This window comes from Thalassoroseus sp. (assembly GCF_984380535.1).
On the sequence record NZ_CFHRBF010000018.1, the window covers coordinates 76,028 to 91,105 of the forward strand.

Consider the following 15,078-nt stretch of genomic DNA (forward strand, 5'->3'; position numbering starts at 1 on the left):
CCGATCCCTGGTGGCTTGGGAACCAATGCCGATTGTCGAGGCGGAAATCTCGTCAGGATTCTGCCGCGAGAGCCCGAAGTTCCGGTTCCAGGTTCGCCATTCCTTGCTCGACGGTGATTCGCGGGGCGTATCCGAAGTCTCGTTGAGCCTTCGCAATACTGTAATAATGTGATCCACTCAGCTGCGAGGCAAGAAAACGCGTCATCGGTGGCTCGCCGGGAAGACGCAGGAACCGGTAGACGTGTTCGCAAATCTGGCCGATGCGATACGCTTTTTTCGCGGAAATCTTCTTCTTGAGCGGTGGCAAACCGGCACGCGTCAGGAGTTCGTCAATCCAACCCCAAAGATTGACCGGTTCTGGTTCGTTGATGAAGTACGCCTCACCTGCCACCGGAGAATCGAAATCGAGGGCATCCGCTGCTTGGAGATGTGCGGTCGCGACATTTTCCACGTATGACATGGAAATCAAATTGGTACCGTCGCCGATGCGTCGGAGTCGACCAGATTTCGCACGGCGGATTAGGCGGGGAATGAGGTGGTTGTCGCGGGGACCCCAAATCAAGTGTGGTCGCAATGCACATGTGGCGAGCGATCGGCCGTCGTTGGCGGCGAGCACCGATTTCTCGGCGAGCATTTTCGAATGCGGGTAGTGGGCTAGAAACTGTTCCGGTTCCGGGTATGGCAGCGATTCGTCCGCGTTTTCGTGATCGTTCCCGTCGTAGATGACGCTGGGCGAGCTGGTGTAAACGAGTTTCGGCACACCATGTTTCCGACAGGCATTGATGACGTGTTCGGTGCCGAGGGTGTTGATTTCGTGATACTGTTCCCACGACCCCCAGATTCCCGGCACTGCGGCGACATGAAAGACGATATCACTCCCTTGCACCGCGTTGGCGACGACATCGGCATTGCGAATGTCTCCGCGAACGCATTCGACACCAAGTTCTGTAAGTCGGGGGTATTCGCCACGCGAGAAGACCCGCACTTCGTCGCCGCGTTCCTTCAGCTGCTCGACGATGTACAATCCAAGAAATCCGCCGCCGCCCGTGACCAACGCTTTCATTTGGCTACCGATTTTGATTGGACCAACTGTTTCGCTGCATCGAGTTCCGGTTCGCCATACATATTGTTGTCCACCCACTTCGCGAGTGCTTCCCGATTGATTTTGATGTTATGTCGCACATCAACTGGGAAGGAGCGATGGAATGCAATCAAGCTGATCGTGTCTGTCAATTCGTTTTCCTGGCCTAGCTCTAGTAGTTCGGATTCGAATTTTTTTTCCTCGTCGGGAGATTCGGGGAATGCTCCGTCTTCTGGTTCGATGACGATCACTGGAATCTGAGCCCTGTCGCCGGGTATCTGAATTCCAACGAGAGCGCTGCGGTAGACACGCGGGTGTTCGTTGAAAATCGCTTCACAACGGACGGAGAACAATCGCCCAGCTTCGGTTTCCACGATGTGAGCCTTCCGCCCGCAGAACCAAAGTCGACCGGTGTCGTCGAGATACCCAACATCGCCCATCCGATGCCAAAAACCGTTGCCATCGGAGTCGAGAATTTTTGCTTTTGCGGTGGCGTCGGGGCGGTCGACATATTCGCGGGTCGTCGACGGTGCTTGCACGATGATTTCGCCGATCTCACCAGCAGGCAATTCCTGAGCGTCGTCGAGAGTCGCAATGGCTTCCGATGTGATCTCAATGATCTTCACGGTCACGCCGGGGAAGAGTTTACCCACACACGTTCCGGCTCCACGTTGAGTTTGATCGGCGGTTTCATGCAGCACCTCGCTCCCGGATGTCGACGCGATCGGCAACGATTCGGTCGCTCCGTATGGCGTGTGGATGTCGGCGTTGGCGTTAAGGGCCGACTTCATGCGTTTCAGCACGTGTGGCGGAACCGGCGCACCGGCGGAGAGAATCCGGCGAATCGACGGCAGTTTGATTTGGTGCTCTTCCAAGTAACGCCCGATGCGGTTCCACATTGCCGGGGATCCAAAGGCTTGCGTCACGCCTTGGGATTGAATCGCCGCGATGATCTTTTGAGGATCGACATTGGCCGGGTGTGTCGGGTCCATGTCGGGCACGATTGTGGTCACGCCCATTGCGGAGTTGAACAACGCGAATAGCGGAAACCCAGGCAGATCGATTTCACCGGGTTCAATGCCGTAGAATTCGCGGAGCAAATCGACCTGAGCGTCGAACATTCGGTGGGCATACAACACGCCTTTGGCCGGTCCGGTGCTGCCGCTGGTGAAGATGATCGCGGCCGGGTCGTTCGGTTCTGTCACTGGCAACGAGACATCCGACGTGTCCGCCACGAGTAAACTTTCGTAAGTGGGACCACCCCAAGGAAGTTTTCCACCGACGGTAACGTTGAGTTTTGCTTCCGGAAAGAGTCCGCGACGCAACGCCCGAATAATTTGCACAGGACGAATTGCTACGAACCCACGCGGATTTACCTCTTTCAAGCAGCGAAACACATTGCGTGGCCCCATGCCGGGATCGATGAGCACGATCACCGCGCCGGCTTTGAACAATGCGAATGTGAGGGCGATGAATTCCAAGCTCGGTCGCACCATCAACACAATGCGATCGCCCTTTTTCACGCCGAGTTGCACCAAGCCCCGCGCGAGCTGTTCGCTTTCGTTATCCAACTGGCGAAACGTGAGGTGCGTCCAAGCGGTCCGCCCAAGACGATCGGTTCCCTGCGGAAACACAACCGCCCGTTGATCCGGCCAAGACTCGGCGGACTGACGCAAACGATCGGCGATATTGAGTGACATGAGTGTGTCGAACCGTAGCTGTCTGATCGAATCGTGTGCCACGACTCTATGAGCCGTGTATTTCGGAGCGTTGCTCAGGACGGCTCACAGAGCCGTGGCAAACATGAGTTCCCGGAAAAGCTGAGACAATTACGCTCGCAACAAGACTTCGCCCTTGCCGAGTTCCAGGAAGTCGCCTGAATATCGTCGATAGTCGATGTCGAAACAATCGTCCGGCAGCGGAAAATTCAGGGAACGCAAGTGGCGAAGGTAGACCGTGAGGAATTGTGGGCGGAACGTGCACGCGTATTGGAAGGTGGGAAGCAAGTCGGTGGCGGAGTTGGCACCGAGTAGGCCAATCGTGCCGCGACGCATACCCGCGCCTGGGCGAATACCGGTTTCGCCGAAGACGAACACAGTGCCGGCAATCATGTTAAAGGCGGTGGCGTCTCCGACATTTCCACCCACGGCAATTAAACCGCGTCGCATGGTGTGGCCGACTTCATTACCGGCATTGCCATCGATCAGGATCTCTCCGCCGGTCATACCGCGACGACCGCCCCGGTAAGCCGCTCCGATGAGGTGTCCTGCATTGCCGTGCACGCGAATGCGTCCGCCGTGCATCTCCGCGCCGAGCCAATCTGCCGTATTGCCATGTACGACGATTTCACCGCCGGTCATTTCTGCCCCGAGGTGCATGCCCACGTTGCCTTCGACGACAACGCGACCGCTCGCCAGCTTGTTCGCGATCAGCTTGACTTTCGCCAGATCGCCCTGCCAACGCATTTCGTGGTCATCGTCGGCTGTTCCGGTGACGTTGAAGAACTCGCCGAGTTCCACTTCCTTGTTGCCCCGTTGAATGGGCGTACGCAGGATTTCGTCGGTGGAACGATTTTGGACGGACGGAAAAGAAATCGAGTCCACTTCGAGGGGGATCGAACTGGACTCTTTGAGTTCAAAGACGAGCGGCATGGCGAATTCGGTTGAGGAGGAACAGAACGTCAGCCGCGATTCGGCTTATCCGTCCCATCAATAATCGCCACGCACTTCGTTCGCAAGTCCTTCGATGAATTTCCGGGCAGCGATGTAGGCGTTGGGCCGCATATCTTTGACATGCGTTTGAAGTCGTTCCAGCATTTGGTCGGTGAGATCAAGGATCTCTGTTGTATTCGGAGCCGATGTCAACGCACGTTGCTTGAACTCGTCCTCGATTTTCGCCCGCAGCATCGCATAGGCCGGATCCATCAAAGGTTCGGGCCATTTGATCGATCCTTGCGAGGGGTCGAGTTGGCTGGGCGACAGTGTTTCGGGTTCACGCGGTTTGCGATTTCGCATCCATTGCATGCGTTCGGCTTTGCGTTTTTCGTTTTCCTCTTCACGGTACTGATCCAACGCTTTCTGCTGTTGGATGTACATGTTTGTGTAGTGAAGTTGATTGTCGATGTATTTCGTGCGGGCGTCTTCGTAATCGATGGCGCCGGCTGCAGCGTCTTTGTACGCTTCACCTTGGGCACGAATGATGTCTGCTTGACCAAATTGCTGATACATACCCGGTGTGTAACCGGCGGGGCCGTTGTAGTTGTAGGGATTAACGAATCCGCCATAGAAACCGGGACGGAAAATTTGAGCCTGAGCGGGTGACACTGTCAGTCCAGCGAGGAGCAGCCCTAACAGCGTTGTTAATCGAATCTTCATGGTGTGGTTCCTCAAATTCGACTTCCGCCGTCCGTGATGGCGAGCCGAGGGAGTTATCGTTTAGGAAAGACGTCAGGAAAGATGGTAGAATCGGCATCCCAATTCCGTTTATAATCGATCCCGAAGTCCACTGAAATTGTTGCGGCACCTCACTGCCTCATTTACGATTATGAAAGTGTGACTTGTCTGGATCAAGCGCATCCCTGTTCAAAGCTGACGGAATCATCACATTGGGCCTGTTGTGAGGTACCCTGGCGGTACAACATGGGGTTCAATGAACTTCACCCACACAATGAATCTACTTCGGAGATATTTCATGACGCGACTTGTTTGGTCCACCATGTTAGCCTGCATGGTGTGTTTGACGTCGTTCGATTGCGTGCAGGCTGCGGACGAATCGCTCACCGCGATCGAGAAAAAATTGACCGACGGAAATTTAGCCGCCAAGCGAAAAGCTGTCGCGGAACTTTCCAAGCTCGGTCCGTTGGCCGTCGAAGCTGTACCGACCTTGATCGAGACATTGGCGACTAGCGACGATCTCATTCTACGTCACGAAATTATTCTGACACTTGGCCGCGTTGGTCCGCAGGCAGCGGCAGCGACACCGGAACTGATTAAACAACTCGAATCTGATTCGGTGATTTTAAAATACGCAGCTATTGAGACACTTCGCCATATTGGCCCGCAAGCTGCTAAGGCTGAGGACGCCCTGACAAAGCTGGTCGGAACCGACATGCCGTTGATTCGGGTCTCGGCCGCGCGAGCGATCGTCGCAATTAAGCAAGGCGAAGAACCGGCTCCTCAAAAAGTGCTTCGTGTTCTGATCGACGGCTTGAAAGCGGAAGACGAAACCGTCCGGACCGATGCTATCCGTGCGTTGGCACTCGTTGGAAAGCCCGCAGTGAAACGGGTGACTCAGTTGCTCAACGGCGATAATGTCGAAGCAACTGTGACTGCCTGCGACGCGTTGGCAGCCATCGGCGAACCGGCGAAAGTCGCCGTCGATTCGTTGGTCAGCAAGCTGGAAAATCAGGACCCGCGTGTTCAATGGCATGCAGCCCGAGCTCTGGGAATGATCGGTGCGAAAGCCGATACCGTTGTGCCCGCTCTCGTGAACCAATTGGATTCCGAGTCCATCGCGGTCCGCTCGAATACGCTGCTTGCACTAGGTGCATTTGGCGAAGATGCGGCTCCGGCTGTGGATGCCATTGCAAAACGATTGAGTGACGACCAAGCCACTGTACGATTGTTGGCAGCCCGTTCTCTGGGCGAAATTGGTCCCGCGGCTAAATCAGCAGTGCCGAGTTTAGAAAAAGCGTTAGCCGATGACTCGGGAGTCGTGACGATCAGTGCCGCCGATGCTTTAGGCAAAATCGGTGGTCCTGGGCTCGATGTCTTGATCAAAAAACTCGACGACCCGGACTATCAATTGTTGGCCGTCACAGTGATTGCGAGTCTTGGGGAAGATGGCGTCGATGCGGTTCCCGCGTTGGTGAAATTGCTCGACTCGGAAAACCCCGCCGTTCAACGTGAGACACTCGTTGCTTTAGCTGCAATGGGTCCTAAAGCGTCGGATGCGACCGAAGCCCTCATTAAACTTCTCAAGTCCGAAGACAACCCAGGACGCCCTGGTGCTGCCTATGCACTTGGGAAAATCGCTGCGAATGAGGCGATTCCGGTCTTGAAGAAAACCGTGGAAGACGAGAACGAGCGAGTTCGTGGAGCCAGTGCGTTCGCGCTTGTTTTGTTGGATGCCAAGAATCCCGAATTCATCGAATTGGCCGTGCCGCGACTGATCGGTGGTTTGTCACGGGAAGAAGCACTCGTGCGTCGGGAGTCTGCAATGGCCTTGGGCCGAATTGGTGCACCCGCGAAAATTGCGATTCCTGAATTGATTCTAGCGGCAAAAGACGCTGACCCATCCGTGCGAACAGAAGCCTTGGCCGCAATGGTGGAAATTGGGGCGACTTCGAAAGAGGCCTTAAAAGTTGCTGTCGACTTGCTCGAAGATTCCGAACCCACGGTCGTCGCTACCTCGGCTTACCTTCTCGGACGGATGAAGGATGCAGGCAAAGAAGCCGTGCCAGCTTTGCAAAAAACTGTTCTGGAAGGCGACGAATTCGAGAAAACAGTCGCTCTGTGGGCGTTACTGCAAATCGCGCCTGATCCTAAGGTGATTGAAACGGCGATTCCGCTGCTGATCGAGGCTTTGAAACGGCCGAATCCTCGGGCACGGATTGAAGTCGCCACCACCCTCGGACGAATCGGCAAAGGCAATGTCGATGTCAAAGAAGCTTTGACAAAACTGCTCAATGATGACGACGAAGAAGTCCGTGAAGCTGTCAAAGCCGCGTTGAAAGAACTCTAATTCGATGTGCCGACCCAGTTGACTCACGTACCAACTGGGTCGGTTTTTTGTTTGGCCCCCTCGATTGATCGACCTTCAATGAAAATCGCCTTGGCCTCGGACCATGCGGGTTTCGAGTACAAACAGCAAATCTCTGAACTACTCACCCAAGCGGGGCATGAAGTTCAAGACTTTGGAACCGATTCGAATGAATCGGTCGACTACCCTGACTTCGTGATCCCGGCTGCACGAGCCATTGCAGCGGGCGAGTGTGATCGCGGCATTGTTTTAGGCGGTTCCGGCAATGGTGAAGCCATCGCTGCGAATCGGGTCAAAGGCGTGCGATGCGCGTTGTGTTGGAATGTCGAAACCGCGAAACTGGGTCGTCAACACAACAACGCGAACTGCATTTCCATCGGCCAGCGTATGTTGTCGTGGGAAGTTGTCGAGCAAATCATCCATGCGTGGCTGGAAACTCCCTTCGAAGGGGGGCGTCACCAAAGACGGATTGATAAACTCGATTTGTAACGGGCCACGAAAGACGGTTCTGTCCGTTGTAACCGTGAAGTGCAGGAGCGAATTTCAGGCATGACATCAACCGACGTCAAGACGGCCCGTTTGCCGAATGGCGTTCACGTCATGACCAAACCAATCGGGCCGATTTGCAATCTCGATTGCGAGTACTGCTACTATCTTCACAAGGAAGAGCTGTACCCTTCCGGCGAACGTTGGCGGATGACCGATCCAACGCTTCGCGAGTATGTTGCGCAATATATTCATGCTCAACCGGCAACTGCTTCCGAAGTCACTTTTGCGTGGCAAGGCGGCGAACCAACTCTGCTAGGTTTAGAGTTCTTTCAGCGAGTCGTTGCGTATCAACAGGAATTCGCACGGCCTGGTATGCGAGTTGTCAATACGTTGCAGACCAACGGAGTGCTGCTCGACGATGACTGGTGCCGATTTTTTCGCGAACACAATTTTCTGATTGGGTTATCGATCGATGGGCCTGCGGAACTGCATGACCGTTATCGATACGATAAGAAAGGCGAAGGCTCGTTCGCTGCCGTGCTCGCCGCTTTGAAGCTGCTGCAACATCACAAGGTCGAGTACAACGTCTTGGTCGTCGTAAATCGCATCAACGGCGATCATGGACGGAAGGTTTACACTTACCTCCGAGACAACGGCGTTCGGTTCTTGCAGTTCATTCCCATTGTGGAACGTCGGGGTGTTGGTGTTCATGCAGAGGCGGACTTGTCGGCGGATGCGGGGAACTCCACGAATCCTTGGCAAGACCGTGTTAGTAGCCGGAGTGTTTCTCCCGAACAGTTCGGCGACTTTCTCATCGCGGTTTTCGATGAGTGGATCCGTCGAGACGTCGGCAAAGTCTTTGTGCAAATCTTCGATCAGGCATTAGCGGCTTGGTCGGGGCATGAGCCGAGTCTATGTGTGTTTCGTCGGCAATGCGGCGGTGCGTTGGCGATGGAACATAATGGTGATCTTTTTAGTTGCGATCACTTCGTCGAACCCGAGTTTCGTCTCGGGAATATTCACGAATTGCCAATTCTCGATTTGGCCTCATCCGAAACACAACAGGAGTTTGGCAAAGCGAAAGAAACGACACTCCCGCAATACTGTCGCAACTGTGAAGTGCGGTTCATGTGTAATGGGGAGTGCCCGAAGAATCGTTTCATCGAAACGCCGGATGGCGAGGCGGGATTGAATTACTTGTGTGTCGGCTATCGCAAGTTTTTTAACCACATTCGTCCGGTGATGGAGCGAATGGCGGAAGAACTTCGTGATGGACGTTCGCCCGTGAACGTGATGCATGAAATGCGTGCGAAAACGCCCGTGAAACAAACGCCATCTCGTTCCGGCGTGCCCAACGGCCCAGTGACGACATTGGGCCGAAATGACCCGTGTCCGTGTGGTTCCGGACGAAAGTACAAGAAATGTTGTTGGGCTCGTTGATGCCGATATTCGGGGTCCTCGGTTCGCTGCTGACCGCCGGATCGACCCCGCTGCCGATGACTTCGTCAAGTCCTTTGCGATTAGTCATCTTTGTCAACGGCGAACAAGTTTCGGCAGAGATTCTTGACGCCGACGAACATCGTGTCAAATTGCGATTGCGTGGCGGATCGATTGTCGAAACACCGAACGTGTTTGTGTCCTCCATCTCTCAGCAACCGGGTTGGCGGGACGTGCTTTTTGAAGATTTCGAGCCCGGAACTCGCCGCCGCACACCGTTCGATCCCAAGTTGCAACTTGCCCAGATGGGGGCCGCTCCGTCACACGTGTGGGTCGCGGGGGAGCAACCGGCTCGTTGGCAGTTCGAACCTGCCCAACCACTAACATCGGGGCGGTTGAGTTGGACCGTGTTGCCGAACCAAAATGGCACGACGGCGGGGAGCGTCCAATTATTCTTTCACACGGACTCCGTCCCGCAATCACTTTCGCTGCGATATTCGAAGTCGGGTAATCCGAACGTGTCTGCGGAAAACCTTCGCATTGGCAAGTACCCCATCGCACCCTGTAAGACTCCGGCACGTTGGACGGTTTTCTTCGAGAAAAATCGTGTGCAAGTTCTCGCGGATGATGTGGTGGTCGCAAGTGGCGACACCAACTGCGGTGCATTGACAAAAATCGAAATGGACCTCGACGCAAATTCCGCGATTGCCTTCGACGACCTATTGCTCCAAACCCGATGGCCGGATGACGTTGTTACGGACGACACAACAACGATGACTCAAGACCGGGATTCCCTCATATTTTTCGATGGCAATCGACTTTACGGCGAAATGTTGCAAATCGATGAACGAAATGTGGTTTGGAAGTTTGGGAGCCAGAAGATTGTTAGCAACTGGTCGGACATCCGCGAAATCCAGTGGAGTTCGCGAAGCGATCCGTCGTCTCCGCAGACGTCAATTTCCGGACGCATAGCGAGAGTTCGGTTTCGCAGTTGGATAGGTGTCCCTGCAACTGAGAAAGCCGACGAATTGGAACTCGCAATTCTTAGTCTCGACGATGGTCGATATGAGATGGATCATCCGTTTCTCGGTACGTTTGCATGCCCGAGGGATCAAGTGGCGACCGTCACGCCCATCTTCGCAGGAACCCGGACGGTTGTGCTATCGCGACCACTTTTGCTTGGACGAAGTCGAACGAAATGGCGAGGGGCTTTTCGGGTTCAGATCGACGACTCAGGCGACAATCACTTTTTTCGAATCGTCGAGTCTGGCTTGGAGCCCGCCGGGCCTGCAACGTTTCTAGCGAGTCCATATTTGCGTGCATTGCGGGACGGGCATATGACCACGGAACTATGGATCAACAATCGACGCATTGCAGTGCTGAATGAATCTCTTTCTCGACGAAAGCCGGGCAGTGAAATTCGCGTGTCGATTCCGGATGGCATTATTCAGTCGGGCGAGAATACCTGGGAAATTCGCCAAACCCCGTTGGCATTGGACGATCTCACCTTTGACGAATGCAAGATCGGCCCCGTTTCGCTGGAAACGGAGCCGATCGATGCTTCACGCTAGGCGATGAACTCGTTTAACGAATGGTCATCTGTGGGAACAGTCGCTCGTAAGGGTAGACTGCGAGGAACGACTCAATTGTCGCGGGTAATGGCACTTTGATGCCAGCATCTTCAAATCCGCCTCGGGCACCTTTGCTGCGTTGCCATTCCTCTTCGGTGATCTTGCCATCATGGTCACGGTCGAGCACCTTAAAAACGTACTGGGCTTCCTTGGCGCTCGGTTTGTCCTGCGGGTCAACATTCGTGCGACCAGCCGGAGCGGTGGGTGTTGCAGTGGCAGCAGCCGGATAGTTCGACGCCGTTGTGGATGTGTCGGCTTCCGCGACCGGGAACTTCTCGAAGATCGCTAATTCACGCGGTGTGAGAAACGAATCGCGGTTTGCGTCGGCGAGGAAGAATTTATTGAGTTCGGTCGGCTTCCACTGACGCCATTCGTACAGCCCAATTTGACCGTCACCATCGCTGTCAGCCTCCGCATAGGCGTCGGTGAGATCGACCGTCACGCGGGGGCGTTCTTTCTCTTCCTTCGAAGAGTCACCTCGTCGCCCGGAATCTCGACCGCGATCGTATCCGCCACGGTCTCCCCAGCCACCGCGACCGGAACTTCCCCAACCGCCTCGACTATATCCGCCGCGATCATCCCCGCCCCGATCGTCACCGCCGCGTCCGTAGCTCCCACGATCGCGGTCGTCTCCGCCACGACCATAGCCGCCGCGGTCACGATCGTCGCCTCCTCGTCCAAATCCACCGCGATCACGATCATCGCCGCCACGACCGAATCCACCGGGAGGACCCCCAGGTGGTCGTCCGAAGCTGCCGCTGCGACGCATTTCCTCGAAAACCCTCGGAGCGGCTTCGGAGAATCCCTCTTTACTGATCGGGAATCGCACTCCTTGTCGTTCCATCGCTTCCCGAAGTCGACCGGCCTCGTTCGCGTCAATTTCTCCGTCGCCATTGCCGTCCATCCGGTCTGCCAACCAGCTGCCTGATGGACCTTGCGCGTTGGCGGGCGAAGAACTTGCGAACAAAATCGCCGTAACGACTAGAAATTCCAAAGCCAAGAAATTTCTCAACATTGTCTGAGATCCCTATTTTCTGCGGTCGGATCAACTTTCTATGGGGTTTAACACCTTATGGCATGGAAACGGTCGGTGAAATCGCATTTTTTATCTGTTCAGAGCGATTTTTCGGAAACGATTTCCGGTGTTTTAAGGAAGCAGAAGTATTCCGGGGCATCTCTGGGCGTGTTGCCAAAAGAACACGAACAACTTCGGTCGCCCTGTTCCGTCCATCCGGGCAGATTCACGGAAAAACTCGAGTCAAACGGAGCGTTCTCGGGGTTTCATTGAGAAATGCAAAGCATTCGTGTTTCACAATTAGGATCGAGCGACTCGGCTCGGATGTCCTAGTGAACGAGAGTTTTACTATTCGTTTGTTTATTGTCACTCAGCGGGTTGTTATGTCAAACGCTAATTTCAGCCGCAAACATTCTCTGCGAGGTTTCGTCTGTTTGTGTGCGATGCTCGGCGGGCTCTCGTCGATCGGTTTCGCCCAACAAGACGGCTCCCAGGAACAGGTCATTTCCTTCGACGCTGCCAACGGCTCGAATCCGAAAGGGAATGAACCGGCGATTTCTTTTCAACTCCAGAATGCTCCGTGGGAGTTTGTGCTGCGAGAGTTCGGTCGCAAAGCCGGCTATACGTTGCAGATGCTCGATATCCCGCCCGGGACGCTGACATATTCCGACCGCAAGACTTACACCCCCGACGAAGCCCTGGATATCCTGCATGGGTATCTTCTGCAAGAGGGGTACGTGATGGTGAAACGCGACCGATTTTTGGTCGTGTTGAACGTCGACAAACGACCGATTCCGCCCAACCTGATTCCGAATGTTCCCGCTGAAGATTTGGAAAAGCGAGGGAGCAACGAATTGGTGAACGTCGTGTTGCCGTTGCAGAATGCGGAAGCGGAAGATGTTTCTAAAGAAGTCGAAGCCCTGCTCGGTCCGCAAGGCAAAGTGGTTCCATTGCCGACTTCGAACGCAATCGTCGTAACCGATACCTCCGCCACGTTGGTCCGCGTCCGTCGGTTAGTCGAAAACATCGCAGCTGGTGAAGAGGATCTGAAGTTCAAGTCGTTTCCGCTGAAGCATATCAATGCCGAAGACGCCGCTTATTTAGTGCAAAGCCAACTCGGTATCGGTACTGGCGTGACGAATGTGAGTGCGGCTCAGGAATACTCTCGTGATCCCCGTTATCGTGGTGGTCCGCCTAGTAGTAGTTCGCGGTCGTCTCAGACGGCTACGCCTGGAACGCAAGTCACACCGGACCTTCGCACGAATTCCCTGCTTGTCACCGCAACCACCGAGACACTCGGGTTGGTTGAGGAGATGATTAGCAGTATCGATGTCGGAGAGAATGCCGATGGGCAAATCTTGTCGGCGGGTCGGGGCAAACCGTATTTGAAGGTGTACTCGCTCGAAAGTGCCGATGCCCGCGAAGTCGCAAAAACATTGGATGCGGTGCGGCCAGGTGTTGTTATCAATGAAGATGGTCGAGCCCGTCGCCTGCATATCAAAGCCACCGAATCCGAACACAAAGAGATTGAGGAAATTATCCGCCAACTCGACGGTGGGGCTGGCGGGACTCAGCAAGTTGCGGTGATTCCCCTGGCGGACTTGGACCCGCTCGGGGCTGCAGCGACTTTGCGTTCTCTGTTCGCTTCCGATGGCGATGCCGCCCCGATTATTGAAGCCGACACGTATGGCATGCGTTTGATGGTTCGTGGAACTTTCGATCAAGTCACTCAGGTCAAAACACTTTTGGCTCAGTTGGGAGAAGACGGAACCGGGCAATCGACCGGGACGGCTCGTGGTGGGACTGTCCGTAATATTCCACTTGGTGGTCGCAATGCACAGCGGTTCGTCGATCTTTTGGAACGCGAATGGTCACGCTCGAAAACGAGTCCGGTGCGGATTGTGGTTCCATCGCGATCGAGTCCGGTCGGCGATCGTTTGGTCCCCGGGCAATCGACGATGCGTTCCAATGAGAATTCGCTGGACGATATTCAGTCTCGTCGTCGTGAGTCAGCTCCATCACGACCGCGTCCGGAACGTGACGATTTGCTGCCGGTGAATTTCGAGGGGGAACCTGCTGCGGCTGAAGCGAAGTCAACGAAAGCGCCCACGGGACCCGCAACTGTTGTGGTTTATGCAGATGGCATGTTGGCCTTCAATGGAAAAACGGTTTCAGCGATTGATGAACTCAAGGAACTGTTGATTAACTGGAAGTCGCAATCCGGCAATGCGAATGTGCAAGTGACAGTCGATCCAAAAGCTCCGGCTCCGGCACTATCGGCCGTGTTCGCAACGGCTCAGGAAGCGGGCAGCGAAATCAATCTTCGCTCGGAGAAAACCACACCCCCAAAACCTGAGACCAATACCACAGATACCGCCAGCATTTCTTCCGAGAACCCGCCAGCTAAAAACGCTGATGAGAGTCCAAAACCTGAGACGGCTGGCAACCCGAAGGATGATGTCACAATTATTGTGCGTGACGACCAACTGGTGTTGTTGTCAGATAACGAAGACGCCCTTGACCAAATGGAAGAATTGATCGGCGATTTAGCCCAGGCTGTGCCGCCGGAGATTACTTGGACGGTGTTCTATCTTCGCGTGGCCGACGCGACGACAACTGCTGCGATGCTCGAACAACTCTTTCCGAGCAGTAGTGTGGGAACCGCTGCCATCCCCGGCGAGGAATCGTTGATGGGATCGCTGACGGGTGGTTTATCCACGCTTGGCGGTGGTTTGATGGACATGGCCGGACTCAGCGGTTTGAGTGGCGTGTCGCAAACGCTGCGGATCATTCCGGACTTGCGTTCGAATTCGCTGTTCGTCACTGGTCCCGCTGGGCAAGTTCGCGATGTCGAGCAAATGCTCAAGATTCTCGATTCCGACGAAGTTCCTGAAAGTCTTCGCGAACGGCTTCCCCGTATGATTCCCGTCGATCACGCCAGTGTGACGGAAGTTGCCGAGATTCTGAAAGAAGTCTACAAAGACTATCTCGAAGACCCGAACGCACGGGCGGCTCAAAACAATCGAGGAAATCCGCTCGCGATGATGATGGGTGGCGGCGGTCGCGGCAGTAGCAGTACTGGTCCGGGAATCCGTATGACGATCGGCGTCGATGCCCGGACAAGTACGCTGGTCGTGTCAGCCAACGATACCCTGTTTCGACAGGTCGAGGCATTGGTCGAAGAACTCGACAATTCAGCCTTTGAAGCCCATGAGACGATTCGTGTCGTTCCGGTAGGTGAGGCGGACGCAGCCATCGTGCAAGCCGCCTTGACGTCTCTGATTCCGAGTGTGAAGGTCAGCACGACAAATGCGAAACCCTCGACAACGGCATCGAGTAGCAGCAACAATAGCTCTAGTGGCGATACCAGCCGCGATGACAACGTGCGTCAGTTCTTCGAACAACGCATGCGAGAACGTGCCGCCGAACAGAGCCGAGGTGGTTCGTCCAGTGGTGGTCGGCCGAGTTTCTTCGGTGGTGGCGGAGGCGACCGTGGCGGCAGCGACCGCGGTGGAAGCAGTCGTCGCAGTGGATTCGGAGGAGGAAGTTTTGGTGGCGGATCCTCGCGTCGCGGGCGATAATTGGGACCTGAACGAGAGTCACATATTTGATTCACACAAATAAGCGGCTGTTGCGGGTCATCTATGGTTGGCCGATAGAACGTT

At 54.9% G+C, this 15,078-nt stretch carries 10 protein-coding genes; 5 read left to right on the plus strand and 5 right to left on the minus strand.

Annotated elements, in window-relative coordinates; genetic code table 11:
• Nucleotides 1–52 precede the first annotated feature (52 nt).
• The 4 genes from AC5DDB_RS23010 to AC5DDB_RS23025 form a co-directional block, all read right to left on the minus strand.
• Nucleotides 53–1,063, minus strand: coding sequence for an NAD-dependent epimerase/dehydratase family protein (locus AC5DDB_RS23010; RefSeq protein ID WP_491742103.1), 1,011 nt, complete (start codon nucleotides 1,061–1,063; stop codon nucleotides 53–55).
• Complete coding sequence (locus tag AC5DDB_RS23015; protein ID WP_491742104.1) at nucleotides 1,060–2,781, minus strand: fatty acid CoA ligase family protein; 1,722 nt, start codon at nucleotides 2,779–2,781, stop codon at nucleotides 1,060–1,062. The genes AC5DDB_RS23010 and AC5DDB_RS23015 overlap by 4 nt, the downstream gene beginning before the upstream one ends.
• A gap of 129 nt (nucleotides 2,782–2,910) precedes the next feature.
• Nucleotides 2,911–3,732 (minus strand): formylmethanofuran dehydrogenase subunit C, encoded by an 822-nt coding sequence (locus AC5DDB_RS23020; protein ID WP_491742105.1) that lies wholly within the window; start codon nucleotides 3,730–3,732, stop codon nucleotides 2,911–2,913.
• A 57-nt stretch (nucleotides 3,733–3,789) separates the two neighbouring features.
• Nucleotides 3,790–4,455: a hypothetical protein gene (locus AC5DDB_RS23025; protein WP_491742106.1), complete on the minus strand. Its 666-nt coding sequence runs from the start codon at nucleotides 4,453–4,455 to the stop codon at nucleotides 3,790–3,792.
• A 316-nt stretch (nucleotides 4,456–4,771) separates the two neighbouring features.
• On the opposite strand from AC5DDB_RS23025, the gene AC5DDB_RS23030 reads away from it, so the two are divergent.
• The 4 genes from AC5DDB_RS23030 (at nucleotide 4,772) to AC5DDB_RS23045 (ending at nucleotide 10,338) form a co-directional block, all read left to right on the plus strand.
• Nucleotides 4,772–6,823 (plus strand): HEAT repeat domain-containing protein, encoded by a 2,052-nt coding sequence (locus AC5DDB_RS23030; RefSeq protein ID WP_491742107.1) that lies wholly within the window; start codon nucleotides 4,772–4,774, stop codon nucleotides 6,821–6,823.
• A gap of 78 nt (nucleotides 6,824–6,901) precedes the next feature.
• On the plus strand, nucleotides 6,902–7,330 hold the full coding sequence (locus AC5DDB_RS23035; protein WP_491742108.1) for a ribose-5-phosphate isomerase: 429 nt from the start codon (nucleotides 6,902–6,904) through the stop codon (nucleotides 7,328–7,330).
• A 60-nt stretch (nucleotides 7,331–7,390) separates the two neighbouring features.
• Complete coding sequence (locus AC5DDB_RS23040) at nucleotides 7,391–8,770, plus strand: anaerobic sulfatase maturase (protein WP_491742109.1); 1,380 nt, start codon at nucleotides 7,391–7,393, stop codon at nucleotides 8,768–8,770.
• Entirely contained in the window at nucleotides 8,752–10,338 is a 1,587-nt protein-coding gene (locus AC5DDB_RS23045; RefSeq protein WP_491742110.1) for a hypothetical protein, read from the plus strand. Before AC5DDB_RS23040 ends, AC5DDB_RS23045 begins: the two co-directional genes overlap by 19 nt.
• A 13-nt stretch (nucleotides 10,339–10,351) precedes the next feature.
• On the opposite strand, the gene AC5DDB_RS23050 is transcribed toward AC5DDB_RS23045, so the two are convergent.
• Nucleotides 10,352–11,413, minus strand: a complete 1,062-nt coding sequence (locus AC5DDB_RS23050; protein ID WP_491742111.1) for an EF-hand domain-containing protein — start codon at nucleotides 11,411–11,413, stop codon at nucleotides 10,352–10,354.
• A 383-nt stretch (nucleotides 11,414–11,796) separates the two neighbouring features.
• Between AC5DDB_RS23050 and AC5DDB_RS23055 the strand changes: the two genes are divergently transcribed.
• Nucleotides 11,797–14,994, plus strand: a complete 3,198-nt coding sequence (locus tag AC5DDB_RS23055) for a secretin N-terminal domain-containing protein (RefSeq protein WP_491742112.1) — start codon at nucleotides 11,797–11,799, stop codon at nucleotides 14,992–14,994.
• Nucleotides 14,995–15,078: the final 84 nt, after the last annotated feature.